This is a genomic window from Flavobacterium sp. LK-23 (assembly GCF_058135255.1).
The window spans coordinates 183,011-207,220 of record NZ_JBYUVT010000008.1 but is presented as its reverse complement, the minus strand read 5'-3'; the positions used below and the strand labels follow the sequence as shown (position 1 = coordinate 207,220).

General features: G+C 34.5%; 20 protein-coding genes. 3 read left to right on the top strand and 17 right to left on the bottom strand.

The annotated features are described in order from the left end of the window. Positions 1 to 144: 144 nt before the first annotated feature. The 3 genes from AC3Y25_RS14250 to AC3Y25_RS14240 form a co-directional block, all read right to left on the bottom strand. On the bottom strand, positions 145 to 861 hold the full coding sequence (locus AC3Y25_RS14250) for a pirin family protein (protein WP_427872237.1): 717 nt from the start codon (positions 859 to 861) through the stop codon (positions 145 to 147). Positions 862 to 1,509: 648 nt separating this feature from the next. Beyond that, complete coding sequence (locus AC3Y25_RS14245; protein ID WP_427872238.1) at positions 1,510 to 1,869, bottom strand: hypothetical protein; 360 nt, start codon at positions 1,867 to 1,869, stop codon at positions 1,510 to 1,512. A gap of 6 nt (positions 1,870 to 1,875) precedes the next feature. Further along, the gene (locus AC3Y25_RS14240; protein ID WP_489903187.1) at positions 1,876 to 3,357 is read right to left on the bottom strand and encodes a helix-turn-helix domain-containing protein; all 1,482 of its coding nucleotides are present in this window, start codon (positions 3,355 to 3,357) and stop codon (positions 1,876 to 1,878) included. A 210-nt stretch (positions 3,358 to 3,567) separates the two neighbouring features. Here AC3Y25_RS14240 and aceB point away from each other — a divergent pair, with 210 nt between their 5' ends. Beyond that, positions 3,568 to 5,169 (top strand): malate synthase A, encoded by a 1,602-nt coding sequence (gene aceB, locus AC3Y25_RS14235; RefSeq protein WP_489903186.1) that lies wholly within the window; start codon positions 3,568 to 3,570, stop codon positions 5,167 to 5,169. A gap of 165 nt (positions 5,170 to 5,334) precedes the next feature. Beyond that, positions 5,335 to 6,615, top strand: a complete 1,281-nt coding sequence (gene aceA / locus AC3Y25_RS14230) for an isocitrate lyase (RefSeq protein ID WP_489903185.1) — start codon at positions 5,335 to 5,337, stop codon at positions 6,613 to 6,615. Positions 6,616 to 6,721: 106 nt separating this feature from the next. Here aceA and AC3Y25_RS14225 read toward each other — a convergent pair whose 3' ends face one another. The 8 genes from AC3Y25_RS14225 to AC3Y25_RS14190 form a co-directional block, all read right to left on the bottom strand. After that, complete coding sequence (locus AC3Y25_RS14225; protein ID WP_489903184.1) at positions 6,722 to 7,297, bottom strand: Crp/Fnr family transcriptional regulator; 576 nt, start codon at positions 7,295 to 7,297, stop codon at positions 6,722 to 6,724. Next, on the bottom strand, positions 7,297 to 7,617 hold the full coding sequence (locus AC3Y25_RS14220) for a DUF6370 family protein (protein WP_379796245.1): 321 nt from the start codon (positions 7,615 to 7,617) through the stop codon (positions 7,297 to 7,299). Before AC3Y25_RS14220 ends, AC3Y25_RS14225 begins: the two co-directional genes overlap by 1 nt. A gap of 3 nt (positions 7,618 to 7,620) precedes the next feature. After that, positions 7,621 to 8,781 carry a formate-dependent phosphoribosylglycinamide formyltransferase gene (gene purT / locus AC3Y25_RS14215; protein ID WP_489903183.1) on the bottom strand — a complete coding sequence of 387 codons (1,161 nt, stop codon included), beginning with the start codon at positions 8,779 to 8,781 and terminating at the stop codon, positions 7,621 to 7,623. Positions 8,782 to 9,011: 230 nt separating this feature from the next. After that, positions 9,012 to 10,880: a peptidase U32 family protein gene (locus tag AC3Y25_RS14210; RefSeq protein WP_489903182.1), complete on the bottom strand. Its 1,869-nt coding sequence runs from the start codon at positions 10,878 to 10,880 to the stop codon at positions 9,012 to 9,014. 151 nt (positions 10,881 to 11,031) lie between these two features. Further along, a complete protein-coding gene (locus AC3Y25_RS14205) occupies positions 11,032 to 11,625 on the bottom strand; it encodes a hypothetical protein (protein ID WP_489903181.1) in 594 nt (197 codons plus the stop codon). Between the two features lie 128 nt (positions 11,626 to 11,753). Next, the gene (locus AC3Y25_RS14200; protein ID WP_489903180.1) at positions 11,754 to 12,209 is read right to left on the bottom strand and encodes a ferritin-like domain-containing protein; all 456 of its coding nucleotides are present in this window, start codon (positions 12,207 to 12,209) and stop codon (positions 11,754 to 11,756) included. Positions 12,210 to 12,680: 471 nt separating this feature from the next. Continuing rightward, positions 12,681 to 13,871, bottom strand: a complete 1,191-nt coding sequence (locus tag AC3Y25_RS14195; RefSeq protein WP_489903179.1) for a pyridoxal phosphate-dependent aminotransferase — start codon at positions 13,869 to 13,871, stop codon at positions 12,681 to 12,683. Between the two features lie 73 nt (positions 13,872 to 13,944). Then, entirely contained in the window at positions 13,945 to 15,042 is a 1,098-nt protein-coding gene (locus AC3Y25_RS14190; protein WP_095928544.1) for a fatty acid desaturase family protein, read from the bottom strand. A gap of 107 nt (positions 15,043 to 15,149) precedes the next feature. On the opposite strand from AC3Y25_RS14190, the gene rsmG reads away from it, so the two are divergent. Next, positions 15,150 to 15,779: a 16S rRNA (guanine(527)-N(7))-methyltransferase RsmG gene (gene rsmG / locus AC3Y25_RS14185; RefSeq protein ID WP_250834046.1), complete on the top strand. Its 630-nt coding sequence runs from the start codon at positions 15,150 to 15,152 to the stop codon at positions 15,777 to 15,779. Between the two features lie 57 nt (positions 15,780 to 15,836). Here rsmG and AC3Y25_RS14180 read toward each other — a convergent pair whose 3' ends face one another. From AC3Y25_RS14180 to AC3Y25_RS14155, 6 genes are all read right to left on the bottom strand, one after another. Continuing rightward, positions 15,837 to 16,568 carry a hypothetical protein gene (locus AC3Y25_RS14180; RefSeq protein ID WP_489903178.1) on the bottom strand — a complete coding sequence of 244 codons (732 nt, stop codon included), beginning with the start codon at positions 16,566 to 16,568 and terminating at the stop codon, positions 15,837 to 15,839. Between the two features lie 279 nt (positions 16,569 to 16,847). Then, complete coding sequence (pruA, locus tag AC3Y25_RS14175) at positions 16,848 to 18,473, bottom strand: L-glutamate gamma-semialdehyde dehydrogenase (RefSeq protein WP_489903177.1); 1,626 nt, start codon at positions 18,471 to 18,473, stop codon at positions 16,848 to 16,850. 153 nt (positions 18,474 to 18,626) lie between these two features. Further along, positions 18,627 to 19,013 carry a Co2+/Mg2+ efflux protein ApaG gene (gene apaG / locus AC3Y25_RS14170; RefSeq protein WP_008467225.1) on the bottom strand — a complete coding sequence of 129 codons (387 nt, stop codon included), beginning with the start codon at positions 19,011 to 19,013 and terminating at the stop codon, positions 18,627 to 18,629. A gap of 79 nt (positions 19,014 to 19,092) precedes the next feature. After that, the gene (locus AC3Y25_RS14165; protein WP_489903176.1) at positions 19,093 to 20,346 is read right to left on the bottom strand and encodes a type IX secretion system plug protein; all 1,254 of its coding nucleotides are present in this window, start codon (positions 20,344 to 20,346) and stop codon (positions 19,093 to 19,095) included. Between the two features lie 67 nt (positions 20,347 to 20,413). After that, positions 20,414 to 23,323: a DEAD/DEAH box helicase gene (locus AC3Y25_RS14160; RefSeq protein ID WP_489903175.1), complete on the bottom strand. Its 2,910-nt coding sequence runs from the start codon at positions 23,321 to 23,323 to the stop codon at positions 20,414 to 20,416. A 111-nt stretch (positions 23,324 to 23,434) separates the two neighbouring features. After that, positions 23,435 to 24,208 carry a class I SAM-dependent methyltransferase gene (locus tag AC3Y25_RS14155; RefSeq protein WP_008467221.1) on the bottom strand — a complete coding sequence of 258 codons (774 nt, stop codon included), beginning with the start codon at positions 24,206 to 24,208 and terminating at the stop codon, positions 23,435 to 23,437. Positions 24,209 to 24,210: the final 2 nt, after the last annotated feature.

Below are 24,210 nucleotides of genomic sequence, written 5' to 3'. Positions count from 1 at the left end.
AATTTAATTTTAAAGTCAGACCAATTTCTTATTCATAAAGTTAGTCTTTCTTTTTTGAAATGGAGCAAAAAAAGAAACGATAATAATCTGATTTCCAGATTTATTATCGTTTCAAAGTACAGGTATTAATTGTTTTTGTTTGAATTAATAATTCATCGGAATGTCCATTAATAAAAATTCAGCATCTGTATTGGCTTTAATATTTAAAACATCAGTTCCTGAAATTCCAACTGCATCACGAGAGTTTAATTCCTGACCGTTGATGGTTACATTTCCTTTTAAAACGAAAGCATAAACTCCGTTTCCTTCTTTTTTGATTTTATATTCGGCCGTAACTCCAGAATCGAAATTACCCATATTGAACCATGCGTCTTGGTGAATCCAAACCCCTTCATCATCTGCATTTGGAGATAAAACCTGAGACAATTTATTGTGTCTATCGGCAACATCCAAAGTAATTTGTTGGTAACGTGGCGTAACATTTCTTTTGTTTGGAAACAACCAAATCTGCAACAATTTAGTCTGCTGATCTTCATTCGGGTTAAACTCACTGTGCTGAATTCCAGTTCCTGCACTCATTACCTGAATATCACCGTTTTTGATCACTTCCGTATTTCCCATGCTATCTTTGTGAGCCAAATCACCTTCCAACGGAATCGTAATAATTTCCATATTATCGTGAGGGTGAGTTCCAAATCCCATTCCCGCAGCAATCGTATCATCGTTCAAAACACGAAGCGCTCCAAACTGAATTCTATCGGGATTGTACCAGCTCGCAAAACTAAAGCTATGATAAGCGTTCAACCATCCGTGATTTGCATTTCCTCTTGTGTCTGCTTTGTGCAATACTATATTTTCCATGATTTTGTCTTTTATTGATTTTGATAGTACAAAGATACAGTCGATGTAGACGAAAAGCACTTAATGTAGATTAAGAAAGATTCTGAGGTTTTAAGATGCTGAGATGCTAAGTTTTTTTCGGGAGCAGAAGTATCGTTTTCAAAAGACGTTTAGTCCCGCTATCCGTTTCAATCTTTTGTGTCTCGTTAAAGGAACGAGACACAAAAGGATTTCCACTTCTATCGGGGCTATTTTAGAAGTTTTTAGTTTTCAGAAGAAGTTTTATTTACGATTGAACACAAAGTGTAACCACAAAGTTTGTCATCCTGAGGAACGAAGGATACACTCGGAAGTTGACAAAGATTGGAAATTAACATGTTTTTACCTCAAAGTCACCATAAAGTTTGTCATTTCGACGAAGGAGAAATCTTCGCAAGTAACTCTACAAAGATTGGAAATTTTAAAGGTTTTTTATCTTCAAATTAACCATACAGTTTGTGATCCTGAGGGACGAAGGATCACACTAGAAATTGCGCCTGCATAATCGCCAATCTTTGTCGACTTCCGACTGTGATCCTTCGTTCCTAAGGATGACAAGATTGCGTTAGACAATTGCACTCAAAGAAAAATAATCTTTGCGACTTAGCGTCTTTGCGAGATTATTAAAAACTACTTAATCCTAACCAATTTGCCTTTCCCTACCACTTCATCAAGATAATTCGCAGAAGGGCTTTTCTTATCATGCATAAAAAAAGGAATTGTATCTTTTTCGATTTGGTCTTTTGGAATACTGATAATCAAATCGGTATTAATGAAATTATCCAATAGTATTACATTGCCATAAGAAACTTTTCCTTTCGGCAAATATTTGTTATCAAAGGCAAAAATGCTGTCCTTAAAAGTAATTTTATCTTTTAGGATATAATCATTATCGTTTTCAATCAAATAATTGTATCGGCCAGTAAGTTTATCTGTTTTCTGGTTGAAGTTAATGAAAAACAGCGTGATGAGTAAAGCAAAATATTTCATGGCATTCTAACTATATTGATTCATAAATTGCTGTACAACAGCATCTGTATTCTCGTGGCGTTTTTTTCTTTCTAAAACAATTGGTGGGGCGGCTCTTTCTAAGCAATCTTTGACAGCGCAAGTCTCACAAGTTACACCAACAATTCGTTTCACCAAAGGTTTTCCGTCGATGAATTTGAATTTCTTTTTCATGGTTGGATTGATCAAAATTCCAACAGAAATACTTCGAATGGTATCATGCAAAAAAGGATCTTTTGTTGCCGATGAAAATACTAAATATTCGTTTCCGCTATTGGCATAACTCGATATTTGGGCATCAAAAAAATGAGATTTGTTTTGTTTGATCGCTTCGTCAATTGTTTTTACCGAAACCCATCTTCTGCAATAATGTTCGTTGGTTTCATTCGCATGTGGTTCTTGCTGATGTGTAATATGCAACTCTTTATTGATCTGGTAAAAATCAGAATCGATTTTATGTGATAATCTTAAAAAGAATAAATTTTTCAACTGAAAATCTTTCGGCAATAAATTGGTCAATCTTTGGTAAAAAGATTCGGGCGAAACTTCAAAACTTTCAATTAATTGAACAAATTCTTCGGGTTTTGGATTTTCATTTTCTAAAAAAGAATTGATTTTATCGACAACTAATTTTCTCGGCAATAATAAAGCACCGGCAAAATAAGAAGCATAAAAGTTATGCAAAACCTGATCGAAATTTTCAAACTTAATCCAGCTGAAAGTCAGTAATCGATCGGATATTTTTAGATAATTATAAGCGATTTCTTTAGCTAAAATAAAAGCTTTTTGTGGAGCGTCAAGTTCGGTAGAAAGCAATAAAGTTTTGCTTGTCGGAACATAAATAGAGCGCAAATCGCCCAAAGCTTCCTGATCTGTAAAAACGATTTCTTTGATATTATATTCGTACTCTTCTTTTAAAATAGCTTCCAATTCTTCAACGCTGATTTTAGAATCCAGATTAATCTGAAAAGACTTTGAAAAAGCAATTACTTTTTCTTCTAAATCTTCAAAATAATTGCTGTGAGCTTCCTGATATGAACGCAAAGCGGCTAAAAAGAAACTTTCACGGCTTAGATTATAATGCTGAGCAATTTCGATAATCGTACTAATAAATGCATTGACTTTGGCGGGAGCATTCGCAATTATATCAATTAAATCGGCTTCCTGAATTCCGAAAAGCTCTAGCGGAATCTCTTTTAAAATTCCAGATTTCAAGATTTCGCCAATTGGTGCGAGATTGTTATCGAGTTTTAAAGACACCATTTGGTCGTAAGTTACGTCCAGATGTTCGCAGAGAAGCAGAATTTTATCTGTTTTTGGATATTTTTTTCCCTTTTCAATCTCATTTAAATACGATTTTGAAAGATTGGTCAGTTTGGCTAAGCCAAAAAGAGACAAGTTTTTTTGCGTTCGAACTTGTTTCATTTTTAGCCCAAAAATCAGCTTTATATAGTCTTTTTCGATATCCATAATCCAAATGTAAGTAATCTAAAAATAATCGCCAAAAAAATATTTTTAAAATTTAGCGAACGTTCGCTTGTTTTGTAAAAAACTTTTTTATAACATTGTATCGTTGAAACTTGTTAATTATGAATTAGTTATGATTGAGTTGTTTTGATGCGATGAAAAGGATTGAATAGATAATCTGTTTAGTCAAATTAAAAATTAAAATCTGCAGCTATGAAAAACCAATTAGAGATTACTGAAATGGCTATAGAATTCCTAGCCGACAAAAAGCTTGCTTATCCAAAAATCTGGACAGAAGAAGCGACTGCGTTTATTATCGAATTGCACAGAAAATTCGAATCGCAAAGAAAATTATTGCTTTTACAGAGAGAACAGAAACAAGTCACTTTTGATCAGGGAATCATGCCCGTTTTTACTCCTGAAACAAAAAGCATCAGAGAAAGCAATTGGACAGCTGGAGAAATTCCTAAAGATTTACTGGATCGAAGAGTGGAAATTACTGGTCCAGTTGACCGCAAAATGATTATCAATGCTTTGAATTCTGGCGCCAAAACGTTTATGGCTGATTTTGAAGACAGTACTTCGCCAACTTGGCAAAACCTTATGGATGGGCAAGTGAATTTAATTGATGCAGTAAAAAAAACAATTACGTTTACAGATTTGGTTAAACAGAAATCGTATCATTTGAATGAAAAAATAGCAACGCTGATTGTTCGCCCAAGAGGTTTGCATTTGCCAGAAAAGCATGTTTTAATTGAAGGAAAAGAAGTTTCGGGTTCTTTGATAGATTTCGGACTGTATGTTTTTCATAATCATAAACGACTTTTGGAAAATAATTCTGGACCCTATTTCTACATTCCGAAATTAGAACATTATCTGGAAGCACGCTGGTGGAATAATGTAATTGATTTTACCGAGGATTATTTGAAACTGAAAAGAGGAACTATAAAAGTGACGGTTTTAATTGAAACCATAACAGCAAGTTTTCAGCTGGATGAAATTATTCACGAATTGAAAGAACATATTGTTGGCTTGAATTGCGGACGTTGGGATTACATTTTCTCATACATCAAGAAGTTTAGAAAAAATCCAAAATTCATTGTTCCAGATCGCGATCAGGTAAATATGACTTCGCCTTTTATGAATGCCTATTCGAATTTGGTAATTCAGAGATGTCATAAAAGAGGAATTCATGCGATTGGCGGAATGGCAGCACAGATTCCGATTCGAAACAATGAAGAAGCCAATGCAGTTGCTTTCGCAAAAGTAAAAACCGACAAAGAGCGTGAAGTTCGAAATGGTCATGACGGAACTTGGGTAGCGCATCCAGATTTGGTTGCGGTTGCAAAAGAGATTTTTGATAAAGGAATGCCAACTCCAAATCAGATTCATATAAAAAGAGAACATCGAAAAATTACAGAAGCCGATTTGATTGAACCACCAATTGGAATCATCACTGAAAATGGTGTTCGAAAAAATATCAATGTTGGAGTTTTGTATTTGGCTTCCTGGCTGAACGGACAAGGCGCTGCCGCTTTGCATAATTTGATGGAAGACGCAGCAACGGCCGAAATTTCAAGATCGCAATTGTGGCAATGGCTTCAGAATAAAGTGCTTTTGGATAATGGACGAAAATTAGATTTGGCTTATTATCATGAATTGGCTTTAGATGAATTCAGAAAAATCAAAGAGGAATTAGGCGAAGAAAATCATGAAAAACAACAATTTCCATTGGCTGAAAAAGTATTGGAAAGATTAGTTGTAAACCCTGATTTCGTTGATTTCTTGACGATTCCGTGTTACAAATACTTATAAACTTTTAAAATCTGCTCAATCTGCCAGATCTGCGAGCGAATAATTTTTTTTCCGCAGATTTTGCAGATCAGGCAGATAAAATGAGAAAAGTTAGTCCAGTTAAACTGAAAACTAAAAACTGCGACTGAATACTAAACTTACGAACCACTTTAACTAAACTATATTATGAAAACAACAGAAGACAGAATTCAGGAATTGATTAACGATTGGATTACAAACCCGAGATGGAAAGGTGTTGAGCGTCCTTACACCGCAAGCGAAGTAGTAACGCTTCAAGGGTCTTATAAAATTGAGCATTCTATTGCCAAAATGGGTGCAGAAAAATTATGGAGAAAGTTAAAAAGTCAGGATTATGTTGCGGGTTTGGGAGCGTTGACTGGAAATCAGGCAATTCAGGAAGTCGATGCGGGTTTAGAAGCGATTTATTTAAGCGGATGGCAGGTTGCTGCTGATGCAAATCTGGCGGGAGAAATGTATCCTGACCAATCACTTTACCCAGTAAACAGCGTTCCGATGGTGGTTAAAAAAATCAACAATGCATTGTTGCGCACCGATCAGATTCAGATTGTAAATAATATTGAAGATAAAAAAGATTATTTAGTTCCGATTGTGGCTGATGCTGAAGCAGGTTTTGGAGGAAACTTAAATGCTTTCGAATTGATGAAATCTATGATTGAAGCTGGAGCTTCTGGAGTTCATTTTGAAGATCAGCTGAGTTCTGCTAAAAAGTGCGGACACTTGGGTGGAAAGGTTTTGGTGCCAACTCAGGAAGCGATAAATAAACTAATTGCAGCACGACTGGCTTCAGATGTTATGGGTGTTTCAACTTTAATTGTGGCAAGAACAGATGCTGATGCAGCTAATTTATTAACGAGCGACGCAGATCCAAGAGACAGAAAGTTTTTAACGGGCGAGAAAACGCCTGAAGGTTTCTTTTATGTAAATAACGGAATCGATCAAGGAATTGCAAGAGGTTTGAGTTACGCACCTTATGCCGATTTAATTTGGATGGAAACCAGTAATCCAGATTTAGATTATGCTAGAAAATTTGCAAAAGCAATGAAAAAAGAATTTCCAGATAAAATGCTGGCTTACAATTGTTCTCCGTCTTTCAATTGGGCAGCAAAATTATCAGTTGCTGAAATGGAAACATTCAGAGAAGATTTGGCTGCAATGGGATATAGCTTCCAGTTCATCACTTTAGCAGGATTCCATGCTTTGAATACAAGTATGTTCGAATTGTCTAAAGCGTACAAAGAGCGAGGAATGGCAGGATATTCAGAATTGCAGGAACGCGAATTCGCTTTACAGAAAAACGGATTCAGAGCGGTAAAACATCAGGCTTTTGTGGGAACTTCGTATTTCGATGCCGTTCAGAACACAGTAATGTTAGGAAAATCAGCAATAACCGCAATGGAACACTCTACAGAGGTTGAGCAATTTTAATTCTTTTTTTTACCATTAAGATATTAAGAAAGTTAAGCTTTATATCCTTAAAAATAAGGAAGATTAAGTCTAGCTTAATGAATCTTAATATCTTAATGGTTTAATTTTACTTTTTCAAAAGGCGAGCTTTCATTTTACTGAAAAATTCCGGTGTTACACCAATGAAAGAAGCGATTTGTTTTTGAGGAACTTTGTGAACCAATGTTCCGTATTTTTTTGTGAATTTTTCGAAACGTTCTTCCGCAGGTAAACTCAAATTGTCCATTAATCGCTGTTGATTCGCAACTAATGAATTCTCAATTAAAATTCTGAAAAAACGTTCCAGTTTCGGAATCTCAAGGTACAATTGTTCCTGATTTTCTTTGGATAAAGAAACCACTTCTGCTTCTTCCAAAACTTCAATAAAAAGTTGACCTGGTTTCTGTGAAAAAAAGCTGTACATATCGCTCATCCACCAGCCTTCGCAGGCAAATGATAAAACATGTTCAACAATATTGTCGTTGATATTGAAACTTCTTAAAATTCCAGAGTTTACAAAATACGAATGTTTGCAGACTTCGCCGGCGTTTAATAAAAGCGTTTTGGCTTTGTAAGTATTGGTTTCTAGTTTAGATAAAAAAAGCGCCTGTTCTTCTTGTGTCAGAGAAACGTGTTTGGCAATGTTTTCGAGAATTAATGCCATTATTTTTTATCGTCTATTAAAGTAAATGAAGTTGCTTTAAATCTATCTCCTTTAATTTCTCCCGTAACTAAAGCTTTACTAATCGCATTACAGAAACCTTTTTCTGAGTGTGCATCACCGTGATCGTGAATTGTAGTTCCGTCCACGAAATAGCTTTTTCCGTCAATGCGAACGGCTAAATCACAGCTTTTACCTTTCATTCCGAACTGACATTCTCCGCAAGAAGCTTCAACGATTGTTGGTTTGTCAAATTTCTTTTTGTCTTGCGCCTGTACTGCGATTCCAATAAAAAGGAAAGTCGCTAAAAGTATATTTTTCATTTTCTAAGAGTTTACAGTTATTAATTTTGCCGTTTCTTTGGCACGCTCTATTACTTCGTTAATTGGAGTTGAAAGTGTATCGTGGCTTAAAACCACACCCATTCTTCGGTAAGGTCTTGACGTCGGTTTTCCAAAAATCCTGAAATCGGTTTTGGGTAAAGCGGCTACTTTTTCGATTCCGCTGAAAGTTGGATTGGCTGAATCTTCTGATGCTAAAATTACAGCACTTGCTCCAGCTTTTTCTAAAGTAATTTCAAAAATTGGAAGGCTTAAAATAGCTCTTAAGTGCAGTTCAAATTCGTTGAAGTTCTGCGTTCCTGCTAAAGTTACCATTCCGGTATCATGCGGGCGGGGAGAAAGCTCAGAGAAATAAACGCCTTCATTGGTTAGGAAAAACTCAACACCAAAAAGTCCGGCACCGCCAAGCGCTTCCGTAATTTTTTCGGCCATATCCTGAGCTTCATATAAATCCTTTTCTGATACCAAAGCCGGTTGCCAGCTTTCTTGATAATCACCTCTTTCTTGTCTGTGACCAATTGGAGCGCAAAACAAAGTTGGGTTGTTATTTTGAGTAATCGTTAAAAGTGTAATTTCTGAATGGAAATCTACAAAAGCTTCTACAATAACTTCGATAACATCACCACGAGAACCTGCAACAGCACATTGCCATGCTTTTTCGATATCGCTCTCTGTTTTGATTGTTGATTGTCCTTTCCCAGACGAAGACATTAATGGTTTTACCACGCAAGGAATTCCAACTTCCTGAACGGCTTTTTGCAGTTCTTCTGCAGATGTTGCGTATTGATATTTTGCTGTTCGTAATCCCAATTCTTTTGCTGCTAAATCGCGAATAGCTTTACGATTCATGGTAAAGTTTGCCGCTTTCGCTGAAGGAACAACGGTGATTCCTTGTTTTTCGTAATCGTAAAAACGCTCGGTACGAATAGCTTCTATTTCTGGAACTATAAAATCGGGTTGGTGTTTGGCTACGATTCGGTCAAGCGCTTCTCCGTCGAGCATGTTGATGACTTCAAAGCTGTGAGCAACCTGCATGGCTGGAGCATTTTCGTAACTATCAACTGCAATTATGGTTTGTCCGATTCGTTGTGCGGCAATGACAAATTCTTTGCCTAATTCGCCTGAACCTAGGAGTAATATTTTCATTTTGGAGTGTTGTATTGTTTGAGTAGTAAAAGTAGGGAAAAAGCTTTTTTTAACCGCAAAGTTCTCGCGCTGATTTTGCAAATTAATTTAACCGCAAAGAGCGCAAAGAATTACGCGAAGAACGCAAGGTCAAGTTTTTAAGTAAAAGAAAAGGTTCGCAAAGATTTTAAAATATCTTTGCGAACCTTTGCGTAATTCTTTGCGCTCTTTGCGGTATAAAAAAAATAATCTTAATGAAAATGATCTTCTTCAATCTCAAATTCAGCATCTTTTTCCCAGATTTCCATTTCACAAGGTTTGCAGTTGAATTTTAGTTTGTATTCCAACTCACCTTGTTTTAAAACCAAAGGTTCTTTTACTTTAACACCCACTATATCTTTTTGGTGAATTGGGCATTTTTTTAACTCGTACTTGATGCAATATTTGGTTGTCATTACACGAGATTTTCCTGGATCCCATTGTAATTCGAATGCTTTTTCGATTTCAGTAACACCGTGGCGTTCGTAGAATTTACGAGCCGTTTTGTTCGAAACGTTGTACATAAAATCTAGTTTGGTTTCTGGATACGGATGTGACGTTTTTACCAATTGATGTTCTTCGCGAACGTAATTTGCTAGACGAATTTCTGATAATTGATCGAAAACATTTCTTCTCATTTCGTTGATTTTTGAAATAGGAAGGAACCAGTTTTCAGTGAACATTACATTGATTTCATCAGCGTTGTAAGGCGTAAAACCTGTTTTGGCTAATTGAACTTTTATGTTTTCTTCGATTGATTCGCCTGTTTTCGTTTGTTCTTTCGGGTGCTCTAATTTTACTATACTTATGTTTCCATCTTCGTCGGTTGCAATTAATTCAAAACCGTTTTCGTTTTCTGTAAGCAATAAAGTTGTTCCAATTTTACGAATTGCACTGTCTTCTCTTTCAACAATTTTGATGAAAGCAGCGTCGTTATTTCTATAAATGAAAGTTCCGTCTTTAATTTCTTTTAAAACGTTTGGATATACTTTTCCGTTTTCGGCTTTGTTTACGTAGATTCCGTCAGCGTCATTATTTTCGTTGATAAAGCAAAGTCCGTCACCGTTGTTCAATAATTCGCCGTTTTCGATTTCGTAAGCGTTTCCAACTGTTCTAATTAATTTACCGATATACTGTCCTTTTGATTTTGGACTTTCCCAAGAACCAATAGAACTGTGTCTTTCGTTGACGAAATAATCGGTGTAACCACGATTGAAGGTTCTGCTTAAAGTAGAATCAAAAGTATACGTGCATTTTCCTGAAGAAGCTTTGATGTATTTATCACTTCCTTCTAAAAAGCTGTCTAGTTTTTGACGAAGATAAGATACGTTGTTTTTAACATAAGCTACATCTTTTAATCTTCCTTCGATTTTGAAAGAAACGATTCCAGCTTCAATTAAATTTGGAATCTGATCTGAAACATCTAAATCTTTAATTGAAAGCAAGTGACTGTTTCTGATTAAAGTATCTCCATTTCCGTCGATTAGGTTATAAGGTAAACGGCAGTTTTGCGCGCATGAACCACGATTGGCGCTTCGTTCTCCGTTGGCCACACTCATATAACAGTTTCCGCTAAAAGAAACACACAAAGCTCCGGTTACGAAAAATTCTAGTTCAACATCAGCGTGGTCGTATATTGTTTTAATTTGATGCAAGTTTAATTCACGTGCTAAAACAACACGTTTGATTCCGGCATCTTTTAGGAATTTAATTTTATCTGCGTCACGATTATTGGCTTGTGTACTGGCGTGAAGTACGATAGGAGGCAAGTCCATTTCCATAATCGCCATATCTTGAATAATCAGGGCATCGACACCAATATCGTACAGTTCCCAGATCATGGCACGACAAGTTTCTAATTCATTGTCGTATAAAATGGTATTCATAACCACAAAAACCTGTGCGTTAAATAAGTGCGCGTATTTAACTAGTTCTGCCACATCTTCGATTGAGTTGTTGGCATTAGAGCGCGCTCCAAATTGTGGCGCGCCAATATATACAGCATCAGCGCCACTGTTTATGGCAGCGATTCCTCCAATTAAATCTCTAGCAGGAGCTAATATTTCGATTTTCTTCTTCATTTCTAAAACTTTAGACTTTTGTGGTATTCCCGAAAAAAAGTGTGCAAAGGTCTAATAAATTATTCGAGTTTGCTAGCGATGAAGCGATTTTTTTGAAATTGTTAACTTAATATGGAATGATTTAATTTTAATTTTTGATTAAGAAAGATAATTAATCGAGCGGGAAATTATACCCAAGTGCGAATACGGCGGTAGACTGTTTTGCAGCTGGATGAAAATACCCAGAAATTCCGATTTCGAAATTATTATGTCTGCCGACAGCCAATCCAATACTAAATGGAATATGTAGTAAAACATCGCTTTTATTAAAATTAACGTTTGGTGTAAAGGTCTCTAATTTGCCAATCGACGTTCCGATACCACCTTCAATAAATGGAGCGACCCATGGAATTGGTGCACAAAGACGAACTTTTCCTCCCATCAAAAAAGCATTAGTTGTTACTTTATATTGAGGTTGATTTTGCAGATTTTGATCTTCATCAACAGATTCAAAAATGGCACCAGCGTAAGGTCTTATACTAAACCATGATTTTAGTCCTATAATATATTCGCCTTGAAGATAAAGGCCTCCTCCCATAACATCTACTTCATCCTGGCTTCCATAATCTTCGATATAATAAGAAGAACTTGATCCGTAACCTATTGATGCTTTAATGAAGTTACCTGTTGCTTGTGCTCTTAAATGATTAGAAAATAGGCTGATAAAGAGAACAAATGTAAATAGAAAGCGGATTATAAACTTCATTAGGTTTTATTTGATTAGTTAAGATTTTTTTAGCGCCACAAATGTAAGAATTGTTATCTTAATTAAACAAATAAAAAAAACCGCCCAATCCGAAGACTGAGCAGTTTTCAAAAAAAAGCATGAATCGTTTAGCTTGCTCTCATTTTAATTTGTGATAAAGTATTTTGAATACTGTTTAATTGTTTAGAAACAATATAGATCTGATCGTGCTCTAAATGATTTTCTTCTAGTGCTTTTTTGTATTTTTCAACAGCAGCTTCTTCACCTGTAATACAAGCGTTTATAATGGCTTCTGTGTCGCCGCCAGTAAATGCCGATTTAATATCGATCCAAACTCGGTGTAAAGCTCCTAGTGGCCCTCCTCCTGAGTTGTCTGTTGATTTTCCTAGTTTATTGATTTGATTTTGTAGTTCTACAATAAATAAAGCGCGTTCGCGGGCATATTCAAGGAAATCTGTTTTCATTGCAGGATTTTCTATATGTTCTGCTGCATCTGTATATCCTAATTTTCCGTCTTCAAGGATTGAAATTAATCCTTCTAAAGTTTTAACTGTTTCTTGTGTGGTTTCATCTGTATGTATCATGACTAATAGTTTTTAAATTAATACATTACAAAGATGGGAACTATAGAATGGAATGTTTTACAGGATTACATTTGGGGTTTTATAATATTGTGGAATGGGAATTTTGAAACTTATATTTTTGTTTCAATTGCCTCAAGCTTTAGCTGGAGGAATTAAAAGGATCAAGTTAGTGGCTTTAGCCGAATGCATAGTTTGGCTAAAGCCTATATAGAAGTTTAATTATAACCTCCAGCTGAAGCTGGAGGCAATTGAACCAGATATTGTTTTCTTTTGAAAACGAATTTTTTTCGTTTACGGTTTGCGTGAGGGATAGAAGTGGAAAGCCCACAGCCTGACGAAGGAAGTGCGAGGACTTGTAGCGGATAGCCCGACCCGGAGGGACACGCCCAAAAGCAAAAAAAAACAGCTTAAAGTATAAAAGTGATGAAACTTTTGAACCTTAAGCCGTTTTTAATAAAACTTAGAATATTTTTATGCAGTCAAAGCTTCTTTAATTCTGCGTAAAGCTTCTTTTAAAATGTCGTTGCTTGTTGCGTAAGAGAAACGAATACAGTTTGGATTTCCAAAAGCATCTCCAGTTACTGTTGCTACGTTTGCTTCAGCTAAAAGATACATCGAAACATCGTTTGCATCTTTAATTTCGTGACCTTTTAAAGTTTTTCCGAAGAAAGAAGAAACGTCTGGGAATACATAAAATGCACCTTCTGGCACGTTGATTTTTACTCCTGGAATTTCTTTTAATAATCCAACCACTAAATCTCTACGACCGTGGAAAGCTTGAACCATTTCGTTTAATACGCTTGGGTCAGCATCTACAGCTGTAATTGTAGCTCTTTGCGCTACAGAATTTGCACCAGAAGTTACTTGTCCTTGAATTTTTGTACAAGCTTTTGCGATAAATTCAGGAGCTCCTATGTACCCAATTCTATATCCTGTCATTGCAAATGCTTTTGCAACTCCGTTTACTGTAATTGTTTTTTCGAACATTCCCGGAATTGAACCGATACTGCAGAAAGTTCCTGAGAAATTGATATGCTCATAGATTTCATCTGCAACTACGTAAATATTTGGGTGTTTTTCTAAAACTTTTGCCAATGCTGTTAATTCTTCTCTGCTGTAAACAGATCCAGAAGGATTACATGGAGAAGAAAACCACATCATTTTTGTTTTTGGTGTGATTGCAGCTTCTAGTTGCTCTGGAGTAATTTTGAAATCTGTTTCAACAGAAGTTGGAACTTCAACTGGAACTCCTCCAGAAAGTTTTACGATTTCGAAATAAGAAACCCAGTATGGAGCTGGTAAAATAACTTCGTCTCCATCGTTTAACATTACTTGTGCAATGTTGTATAAAGATTGTTTTGCTCCTGTAGAAACTACGATTTGTGATGGTTTATAATCTAAATCGTTGTCTCTTTTGAATTTTCTGCAAATTGCCTCTCTCAATTCAAGGTAACCTTCTACTGGAGAATAAGTGCTATAATTTTCGTTTACTGCTTTTATTACTGCTTCTTTAATAAAGTCTGGCGTATTGAAATCTGGCTCACCTAAACTTAAGCTGATAATGTCTTTTCCTTGTGCTTTTAATTCTCTTGCCAAAGCGGCCATTGCTAATGTCTGCGAAGTTGCAAGATTGTTGATTCTGTCCGAAAGAATATGATTCATTATAAAAATTTTGAATGTCCTTAATTGGCGCAGCAAATTAAGGAAGGTTAATTATTAATAGATTTTTTTTAGTTTAAACAGATAATTCAGGTTTCATTCCCAAATCACGTAAATGTTTGAAGTGAGCTACAATAGCACTTCCCATTGTTTTGTATTCGTAATAGGGTAAATTACATTCTTTTGCAGTTTCTTTCACGATTTTTGCAATTTTACCATAATGAATGTGACTGATATTAGGGAAAATATGATGTTCGATTTGATGATTTAATCCCCCTGTATACCAGTTTACGATTGCATTTTTTGGTGCAAAATTAGTCGTAGTATACAATTGGTGAACAGCCCAGGTGTTGTCCATTTCTCCCAATTCATTTGGAGAAGGATTTGTAGTATGATCTACAACGTGCGCTAATTGGAATACAATACTTAAAATTAATCCCGCAGTATAATGCATTACGAAAAATCCAAGAAGTACTTTCCACCACGTAATTCCAATTACCATTGGTAAAACAATCCAAATAGAGATATAAATAACTTTAGTAATAATTAGGGTTGTCCAAAGAATTTTTGGACTTTTTGGTTCACCGTAAGACAATTTTCTTTTAAGATAATTTCTCATCTGTTTAAAATCGGTAGTAATGGCCCAATTAAAAGTTAATAAACCATACAAGAAAACAGAGTAATAATGCTGGAAACGGTGAAAACTATGCCATTCTGCATGTTCTGTAAAACGGATAATTCTTCCTGCATCCAGATCTTCGTCGTGACCAGGGATATTGGTGTAAGTATGATGCAATACATTGTGCTGTACCTGCCAGTTGTAAACATTTCCGGCAAGAACATAAATTGTTCCTCCCATAAATTTATTAATCCAGCTTTTAGTCGAATAAGAACCGTGATTACCATCGTGCATTACGTTCATTCCAACACCAGCCATTCCAATACCAATTACGATAGATAAAAGCAGCATTACCCAAAACGGCATGTCAAGTGTAAGAATTAAAAAGTATGGAGTTAAAAAAACGGCAAATAGAATAACGGCTTTTAAGTGTAATTTCCAGTTTCCGGTTTTTTTGATATTGTTTTCTTTGAAGTAATTGTTTACCCGAGAGTTAAGCGTTCTGAAGAACTTCAAATTGTCTTGCCTTGCAAAAGTTGGAGCCGTGTTATTCATAATTGTTTTAAATAGATTTCAAAGGTAATTATTATAAATTCTCAATTTGCAAAATTGAGTTAAATATTTCAATCGTAAAGTAGTACTTTTGTTAAAAATTTACAGCAATGGATGAGATATTGAAATATTTTCCCAATTTGACCGATCTTCAAATCGAACAGTTTCAAAAATTAGACTTATTATATCACGATTGGAATGAAAAAATCAACGTCATTTCGCGCAAAGACATTGATTCTTTATACACAAAACATATTTTGCATTCGTTAGGAATTGCTAAGATTATGAAATTTGAGCCTGGAGCGACAGTTTTAGATGTTGGAACTGGGGGTGGTTTTCCGGGCATTCCGTTAGCGATTCTATTTCCTGAAACTCGTTTTTATTTGATTGATGTGATTGCAAAAAAAATAAAAGTAGTGCAAGGAGTTGTAGATGCGTTAGAATTAAAGAACGTGAAAGCGGAACAAAAGCGTGCCGAATTGGTAAAAGGTGATTTCGATTTTATTGTTAGCCGTGCGGTAACCAATATGCCAGATTTTGTTTCTTGGATTAAAGATAAAATCAAAAAGCAACACAAGCATCTTTTAAAAAATGGAATCCTATATTTAAAAGGTGGCGATTTAACAGAAGAATTAAAAGATTTTCCGAATGCCACTTTGTATGATTTAGCAGCAATATTTGAGGATGAGTTTTTTGAAACTAAAAAAGTGGTTCATCTTCCTTTAAAATTTAAGCCTTAGTTTGATATAAAAAAACCGGAAAGAATTTCTTTCCGGTTTTTGAATTAATAGGCCTAACTAAGATGCTTTTTTAGAAAAATCTAAGAAAGGATTTGCTTTTATATTTAAATTATCAATGAAGTTATGAATTGAGTTTTCAGCTGCTTCAACTGTATATTTGAATTCTGTATCAAAGAAAAATTCTCTGGAAATTACAGGTTCGTTTGAAGAATCGTAAACAGCTTCATCGCTTTGATCTAATTCATCGTTTTTGTATGGATTAGGATGTGAGTGAATTAACTTTATAATGGTTTGACTAAACCACTTGTCAAATTTTTTCTTTTTAGGCGTAATATGGCGTGCAAGAAGAACCAGTCCAATAAGTTCGCTTTGTAAAAAGTAAGAACCTTTTCTGTATCTAACATCAATCATTCTAACATTCATTAAGGCAATCCATAATGCACCATTTACTGAACCTGAAGCAGATATTTCAAAATCGGTATCAAATAATAAAGGGTTTGTTTGTTCGCGATTATTAATGGAACACCAAAGTGCTTCAATACGTTTTTGTGTATCGGTTGTTGCTTGAGTATACCCTGTAAAACGCCAATAAATCCATTCTAACAATGCAGCAGTTAAACCAATTGACCCTTTGTGATTAATTTGCATTAGAGTGTCTTCAAGGTTAATATTTTCTTCTGATGGATCTAAAAGTTCGTTTATTTTTCTTTTTGTCCATTTGTAATCTATTGGATGTCCAATACTTTTTGATTCCATAATAATCTTAGGAACATTGTTTAGATTTCTCATTCTTATATTGTTTATTTTATTAAATCTTTTAATATCAATTAAGATTGAAGCAAATTTATAAGGATGATTTTTTTTTGACTGGAACAAAAAGTTTTTAAAGTATTAAAATAAGGCAAATAAGTTTTTTAAAGTGCTGATTTTTAAATAAATAAGAAAAGTATTACAAAAAATATAATATGCAGAAGGAGATGCGTTTTTATATAATTCTAATTGCAAAAGCAAAAGCGGGAATTTCATTTGAAATTCCCGCTTTTTTATAATCTAAACTCTAAAATCAGATTAACCTAAGAATGGATATCTGTAATCTTCAGGAGTTACAAAAGTTTCTTTGATAGTTCTTGGAGAAGCCCAACGCAATAAGTTTAATGCAGATCCTGCTTTATCATTAGTTCCAGAAGCTCTTGCTCCACCAAATGGTTGCATACCTACAACAGCTCCAGTTGGTTTATCATTAATATAGAAGTTACCAGCTGAGTTTTGTAATTTAGTAGTTGCTACTTCAATTGCATAACGATCTTGGCTGAAAACAGCTCCTGTTAAAGCATACTCAGAAGTAGTATCTACTAATTCAAGAGTTTCTTCCCATTTAGCATCTTCGTAAACATAAATCGTGATAACTGGTCCAAACAACTCAGTTTCCATTGTAGTATATTTAGGATTTGTCGTTACAATAACCGTTGGCTCAATAAAGTATCCAACAGATTTATCGTAATTTCCACCAACGATGATTTCTGCATCAGCATCTTTTTTAGCTTGATCAATATAACTAGCTAATTTGTCAAAAGAACCTTCGTGGATAACTGCTGTAATAAAGTTTCCAAAATCTTCTGGAGAACCCATTTTCATAGATTTTACATCAGCAATTAATTGTTCTTTTACAGCTGGCCATAAACTTTGCGGAACATAAGCTCTAGATGCTGCAGAACATTTTTGTCCTTGGAATTCGAAAGCTCCACGAGTAATTCCTGTAGCTACTTGTTTTACGTTTGCACTTGGGTGAGCAATGATAAAATCTTTACCTCCAGTTTCACCAACAATTCTTGGATACGTTTTATAGTTATTGATGTTTGCTCCAATTTTAGCCCAAATATCTTTAAATACATGAGTTGAACCAGTAAAGTGTACTCCAGCAAAATCACGGCTAGCTAAAACAGTATCTGTAATCATTAAAGCATCTCCGAAAACTACGTTGATAACTCCGTCTGGAACTCCAGCTTCTTTGAAAACATCGATGATAACTTTTGCAGAGAATACTTGGCTATCACTTGGTTTCCAAACCACAACGTTACCCATCATAGCAGCACTTGCAGGAAGATTTGCGGCAATAGCAGTAAAGTTAAAAGGAGTAATAGCGTAAACAAAACCTTCTAATGGTCTGTATTCTACGCGATTCCAAACAGTAGAATCTGATTTTGGCTGATCGTTGTAGATTTGAGTCATAAACTCAACATTGTAACGTAAGAAATCGATTAATTCACAAGATGCATCAATTTCTGCTTGGTGAATATTTTTAGATTGACCAATCATTGTAGCAGCGTTAATACGAGCTCTGTATGGTCCTGCGATAAGTTCAGCAGCTTTTAAGAAAATAGCAGCACGTTGTTCCCATGCCATGTTAGCCCATGCTTTTCTTGCTTCAAGTGCATTAGCAATTGCTTTTTCAATATGTTGTTTTTCAGCTAAATGGTATTTCCCAACAACGTGTTTGTGGTTGTGTGGAGCTGTAATGTTTCTTGTATTTCCAGTTCTAATTTCTTCGTTTCCAATATATAAAGGAACGTCAATTTGAGAATTCCACATTGTGGTATAAGCAGCCTGAACAGCAGCTTTTTCTGGTGAGTTTGGTGCGTAGCTCTTTACAGGCTCGTTTACCGCTTTTGGTACATGAAAAAATCCTTTAAGCATGTTATTTAAAATTTGTGAATTAGACAATTTAAAGTTAGACGATTTGTTTTGTTACGAATAATCTAACGCTGCACAAAAGTACAAAGGATAAATTAATAAATTGTCAATTTTATGATTAAGATAACGATAAAAGCTATAGATGTAAACTATATCTTAATTTAATGCAAAAGGAGCACACATTCTAAAAGTAGGAACAATTACTTTGAATGTTTTTGTAGTAGTAAAATTAATCATATTGAAATGACCTTTCATTGCGCCATAAGGAGACGATAATAAACAGCCAGAGCTGTAAGTGTGGTTTTCACCAGGTTTTAAAACTGGTTTTTTACCAATTACACCTTCACCATCTACAACTTCTAAATCATTTAAAGAGTCAAAAATTTCCCAATGGCGAGAAGTTAATTGTACCGAATCTTTACTGTGATTTTCGATGGTAACTACGTAACTAAAAGCAAAATGAATCTTGTAGTTTTTGAAGTATGTACCTTCAAAACTAGTCAAAACAGATATTTTTATGCCTCGTGTAATTTGAGAAACCATACTAACGCCGTATATATGTGAGTGTTATAGAGGCAAAGCTACGAAAAAAAATCGTTTAAACTAAAACCTTAACATTGTTTTAATTGACTATATTGATAGAGTTTGCATTTCCCTTTCCGATTACACGCTGATAACGGTCTGTTGCCTCTTTGTAATAAACCAGCACGGTGTACTCGTTTTCAGTCTGATAAAAGTTTCCGTCAATAGCATTTTCAAAGTCAATAGTCCCTTTTTTATCTGCAACTGTATATTGAAAATTAGTAAAACCTTGTTTGATCATAATGGCTTTTTCAAAAACTCCTTTGTCAGTATTGTAATCCATTTTGTATTCTGGTGAAAGGCTGTAATTGTTGAACATTCCAGTAATATAAATGTCTTTATTCATTCTAAAAGCGGGAGCAGAAAGAGTAAAATAAACCCAAGCATAATCGGCTTCAATATCGTTGTTAGAACCATTGATGTTCTTAACTACAAAATTTCCGTTTACATCTTCATAATTCGTATAAATTTGATTTCCTCTTGCGGCATTGGTATACAAGAACGCATTGTAAATATCATTGTTCGAACCTATTTTTGCAACATTATTATTGGCTGCTCGAATGTCTTTGTTTTCAAAATACAAAAACTCATTTCCGCCCCAAAACTGGGTTTCTTTGTCATATTTATAAACCAGCTGATTGCCAATTGTATATTGAGGAACAATGTTTTTTATCTCGGTATGAAAATTGCCATTTTGAAGTAAAAGCACTTTTACATTTTGTAATGGAGTCTGAAAAACAATATCGTTAGATAAAATGGCAAAATCAAGATTCTGTTTGTAATCAATATTGCTGAGGTTGCGGCTTCTTTTTACTTGAACTCCCACTGTACAATGGTTTTCATACAAAATGAATTTTCTAGAGAAAATAATTTCTTTGTCTTCATTCAGAATTCGCAGCATATAATTGCCCGAAAGCTTCAGAAGCTGTGTAAACTGATTCGGAAAAGAAAGTCTGTAATGTGTATAAACCTGCAGTGTATTAAAAGAATTTGAGAAATCGGTAATTCTCTGATTATCCATGCCAACAACATAGTCTGTTTTTGGAATATTTGTTGGAAACCAATTGTAATCGCAATGAATAACTTCAAAATAATAATTAGCTTCATTACCAAATAAATCATCAAATTGAAAGGTAAATGCAGAGCCTAATTCGAAAATAGGAGGGACATTGCTGCCATTCTGGATAAACGAAACCGTTTTAATATTATACGGTGGGTCGATTTCTTTTTCTTGAGCTTTCGCTAAAGTGAAAATAAAAAGAACAATAAAGCTTGTATATAAAAATTTTGGCATCTTAAAACATTGTAAGATTGTAAATATAACAATTTTATATAACGAAAAAGATGCCATTCTATTGGATTTAACGATTATAACCCAAAATATATTCTAAGTTGCCTTCAATCTCATCATTAATATAACTTTCTTCTAAAAGGGAATCAGACAATAGTTTTTTGTTTTCCTGGAGTTTGATGATTTTTTCCTCAACGGTGTTTTTAGAAATAAAACGAATCACGTTTACTTTATTCATTTGTCCAATTCTATGTGCACGTCCAACGCCTTGTTTTTCTGCGAAAGGATTCCACCAAGGATCCAAGAATAATACATAAGAAGCTTTGGTAATATTCAAGCCAACCCCACCAGCTTTTAGCGAAATAAAGAATAACAACGGGTTTTCTTTTTCCTGAAATAATTTTACTTGCTGTTCTCTTTTATCGGCAGGCGTTTCACCTGTAATTTCGCAAAAATCAATTTTGTTTTCTTTACACCAGTCGGTATAAAAACTTAAATTGGTAACAAACGAACTGAAAATAATCGCTTTCTGTTTTCCTTTTACTAAACTTTCCAGATAATTGGTAACCGCAATATATTTCCCAGAATCAATTTCAGAATCTGCATCGACCATTTTTGGGTGATTACTCAACTGGCGTAATTTCATCAAAGTATTGATAATGCTAATTTTGTCAGGAGATCCGTCGGTTTTAAGAAGGAAATTACGAGCTTTAGATTTTTCTTTTTCGTATAATTTTTCCTGTTCAGGATCCATGTCGCAGTAATAAATCTGCTCTGTTAATTCTGGTAAATCTTTTAAAACTTGTTCTTTAGTTCGTCGCAAAATATAAGGCTGAATCAAGTTTTTTAATTCTGCCAAAACTTCTTCATTCTGTTTTTTCTCAATCGGATTTTTGAAATTTTCCATAAAGAAAGCATAGCTTCCTAAAATCTCCGGATTGATAAACTGCATTTGCGACCATAAATCGTCAAGCGAATTTTCGATCGGCGTTCCGCTCAAAGCAATTTTATGTCCTGTGCTTATTTTATTGATCGCTTTAAAAATCTTAGAATTTTTGTTTTTAATGTATTGGCTTTCGTCCAAAATCAAATAACGGAAATCGTATTTTTCTAAAATAGAAATATCTCGGTGAATGATGCTGTAACTTGTAAAAATCAAGTCGGTTGAATTGATTCTGCTTGCTAAAGATTTTCGGTCATTCCCCACATATTGCATCTTTGAAAAGTGCGGTGTAAACTTTCCAGCTTCATTAAACCAGTTAAAAACCAGCGAAGAAGGTAGAACGATCAAAGCTTTAAGCGGTTCTCTTTCGATAGTGGTTTCGTTGGCAAACAAATCAAAATTGGTGGTTTTAGTAGTAAAGCCTAATTGCTCTTGTACAGAAACTAAAACAGATAAGGTCTGTAAGGTTTTTCCAAGTCCCATATCATCGGCCAAACACGCACCCATATTGGAATTAAAATGTCCTAAAAGCCATTTTACTCCATCAACTTGATAAGGTCTTAAAGTTGCTTTTATTAAGTCTGAACCTGTAAATTCAGCTTGATGAATTTGATCTAAATCATTATCAATTTCTGAAATTCCGTCCAAAGCCGTAAAATTGCTTTTTCGTAAAAGTAAAACACCATTTTCTGTTTTGGCCAATTTTGCCAAAGAACCATATTTGCTAAACCATTCTAGCGGAATCAAAAAGTAGTTTCCGTCAGGCAATGCAAAAAGTCTTTCTTTGCTTTTTATATTCGGAATAATTTCGCTGAAATTGATTTTATAATTTCCAACGGTAATAATTATTTTAATATCAAACCAATCTCCAGTTGTTTCTTTTGAAGCGGAAATGGTATGATTTTCTGTAATGATTTCTTTGCTTTCCAGCTTTAGATTTTCAATGGTGAAACCTAAACGTTTTAGCTCTTCTTTATTATTAATAATCAGTTGGATATTAACGTAAGGGTCTGTATTTTCGGCTTCTGAATTTAATCCAAATAATTCGTTTTTGATTTTGGTTAAACCAATTTCATTTAATTTATCGATATATGAATTTTCTTCAGGATTTCTTTTAAACTGAATAATTTTAGGCTCATTGGCAACGCTGAAATCTACAAAAGAATGTGACTTTTTAGTTTTACTTCCGTCAAATGAATACCCATTATAATCAAAATAGAGATTGAGATAATAACAGTTTTTGAAGAAATCATGAATAGGCTGGATTGTACACGAAATGATTTTATCACGAAGCTCGATCTCAAAACCAGTTGCTTCAATATCTATTTTCTTTGCAATCTGCGGAATAAAACTCTTGAAATAATCATCAACTAATTTGGATGGAATTTCAATAGATTTTTTCTTTAAAAAAGGCATTAATTTTTTTGAATTAAGCTCTTTTAACTGCCCTAATTTTTTATTGATAATCAACCAGCCTGGTTCATCTAAAAGAATGTCAACTTTGGTATCCATTGGAGGGAAAATAGCTTCATTTTCTTTTAAAGATAGCGTGTAAGTGATTCCTTCGGCATGTTTATCAAATTGAATTTGAGGTTCAAAATCAAGTGGCTCAATGCTGATTCTAGAACGATAAAAATCTTTTTCAGGTCCGAGGTTTAAAGACAAAGGAAATTGTTCTTTTACAATTAAATCGTAAAACGAACTTAAATTGAATTTTAAATGTTGGCGAATGGCAAATTCAATTTTTGAATCTTTTTGTAGATCAGCAATTGTTTTGGCTGATTTAATTTTGGCTCCAAACTTTTTAAAAATAAATTCTGGTTTAAGAGAGTCGCAAGCCGTTAATATTCTTTTTGAGTTGGAATCTAAATTGTCAAAAATGATTCCGAAACTTTCAAGTACATCTGGACTTGCTTTTTTATCTAAATATTTGATTTCGCTAGTATTCTCAACAATGTACGCGGTTGGAATATAGACATTCAGATTTTTTTCCAAACTGATGTCAAAACAGAACTGAAATGATTTTGTAGGTTCCAAGATTTAGGGATTTGGTTAGGCTTGTATTTGAGATTTGGGCAAAAAAATAAAGAGTTTTCAAATCTAAATATTTTGAAAACTCTTTATTAAATGAACTTATATGGTGAAAAATTAGTTTTCCTGTTTAAAGCAAAGCGGAATAATTTCGCCTTTGGCTAAACAGTATTTCTCAACCAATTCTGGTGCAATTTTATTGGTATAATCTTCTTCGATAACAATAAAGCCAATGCTTCTTAATTTGTCAAAATAATCGCGTCCGTAAACACGAACGTGATCGTATTGTCCGAAGATTTTTGCGCGTTCTTTCTGGTCTGTAATCGAATCATCTGCAAACGTAACTTCGCGAGATAAATCCTGAGGAATCTGCAAAATTGCCATTCCGCCAGGTTTTAAAACACGGTATAGTTCCTGCATCGCTTTTGTGTCGTCTGGAATGTGCTCTAAAACGTGATTGCATAAAATAACGTCATATTCGTTGTCTTTGAAAGGTAAATTACAGATGTCTGCTTTTACATCGGCCAATGGCGAAAGTAAGTCAGTTGTCGTGTAATCTAAGTTTTTCTGCTTGCGAAATCTTTTGTAAAAAGCTTGTTCTGGAGCAAAATGCAATACTTTTTTTGGTGCTGTAAAAAAATCAGTCTGATCATTTAAATACAGCCAAAGTAAACGGTGTCTTTCTAGAGAAAGTGTACTTGGCGAAAGCACATTATTACGCTGTTTTCCGTATCCGTAAGGCAAAAACGACTTAAAGCTTTTTCCATCAATTGGATCTGTAAATTTATCTCCTTTTAAAGAGAAAGCTAAAATTGGACGCGCCACATAACTCAAACGAATTAATAAAGGACGCGGGATTGTATTTAAAACTAATTTGAAAAGTTTTTTCATGG

What these genes read in the sequence shown, in the direction of transcription:
- purT (WP_489903183.1), bottom strand. Translation starts at nt 8,781, where the DNA reads ATGAAAATATTACTCCTAGGTTCAGGCGAATTAGGCAAAGAATTTGTC.
- AC3Y25_RS14240 (WP_489903187.1), bottom strand. Translation starts at nt 3,357, where the DNA reads ATGGATATCGAAAAAGACTATATAAAGCTGATTTTTGGGCTAAAAATG.
- AC3Y25_RS14205 (WP_489903181.1), bottom strand. Translation starts at nt 11,625, where the DNA reads ATGAAGTTTATAATCCGCTTTCTATTTACATTTGTTCTCTTTATCAGC.
- AC3Y25_RS14180 (WP_489903178.1), bottom strand. Translation starts at nt 16,568, where the DNA reads ATGAGAAATCTAAACAATGTTCCTAAGATTATTATGGAATCAAAAAGT.
- AC3Y25_RS14245 (WP_427872238.1), bottom strand. Translation starts at nt 1,869, where the DNA reads ATGAAATATTTTGCTTTACTCATCACGCTGTTTTTCATTAACTTCAAC.
- AC3Y25_RS14190 (WP_095928544.1), bottom strand. Translation starts at nt 15,042, where the DNA reads ATGAATAACACGGCTCCAACTTTTGCAAGGCAAGACAATTTGAAGTTC.
- apaG (WP_008467225.1), bottom strand. Translation starts at nt 19,013, where the DNA reads ATGGTTTCTCAAATTACACGAGGCATAAAAATATCTGTTTTGACTAGT.
- AC3Y25_RS14195 (WP_489903179.1), bottom strand. Translation starts at nt 13,871, where the DNA reads ATGAATCATATTCTTTCGGACAGAATCAACAATCTTGCAACTTCGCAG.
- aceA (WP_489903185.1), top strand. Translation starts at nt 5,335, where the DNA reads ATGAAAACAACAGAAGACAGAATTCAGGAATTGATTAACGATTGGATT.
- pruA (WP_489903177.1), bottom strand. Translation starts at nt 18,473, where the DNA reads ATGCTTAAAGGATTTTTTCATGTACCAAAAGCGGTAAACGAGCCTGTA.
- AC3Y25_RS14155 (WP_008467221.1), bottom strand. Translation starts at nt 24,208, where the DNA reads ATGAAAAAACTTTTCAAATTAGTTTTAAATACAATCCCGCGTCCTTTA.
- AC3Y25_RS14225 (WP_489903184.1), bottom strand. Translation starts at nt 7,297, where the DNA reads ATGGCATTAATTCTCGAAAACATTGCCAAACACGTTTCTCTGACACAA.
- AC3Y25_RS14200 (WP_489903180.1), bottom strand. Translation starts at nt 12,209, where the DNA reads ATGATACATACAGATGAAACCACACAAGAAACAGTTAAAACTTTAGAA.
- aceB (WP_489903186.1), top strand. Translation starts at nt 3,568, where the DNA reads ATGAAAAACCAATTAGAGATTACTGAAATGGCTATAGAATTCCTAGCC.
- AC3Y25_RS14165 (WP_489903176.1), bottom strand. Translation starts at nt 20,346, where the DNA reads ATGCCAAAATTTTTATATACAAGCTTTATTGTTCTTTTTATTTTCACT.
- AC3Y25_RS14250 (WP_427872237.1), bottom strand. Translation starts at nt 861, where the DNA reads ATGGAAAATATAGTATTGCACAAAGCAGACACAAGAGGAAATGCAAAT.
- AC3Y25_RS14210 (WP_489903182.1), bottom strand. Translation starts at nt 10,880, where the DNA reads ATGAAGAAGAAAATCGAAATATTAGCTCCTGCTAGAGATTTAATTGGA.
- rsmG (WP_250834046.1), top strand. Translation starts at nt 15,150, where the DNA reads ATGGATGAGATATTGAAATATTTTCCCAATTTGACCGATCTTCAAATC.
- AC3Y25_RS14220 (WP_379796245.1), bottom strand. Translation starts at nt 7,617, where the DNA reads ATGAAAAATATACTTTTAGCGACTTTCCTTTTTATTGGAATCGCAGTA.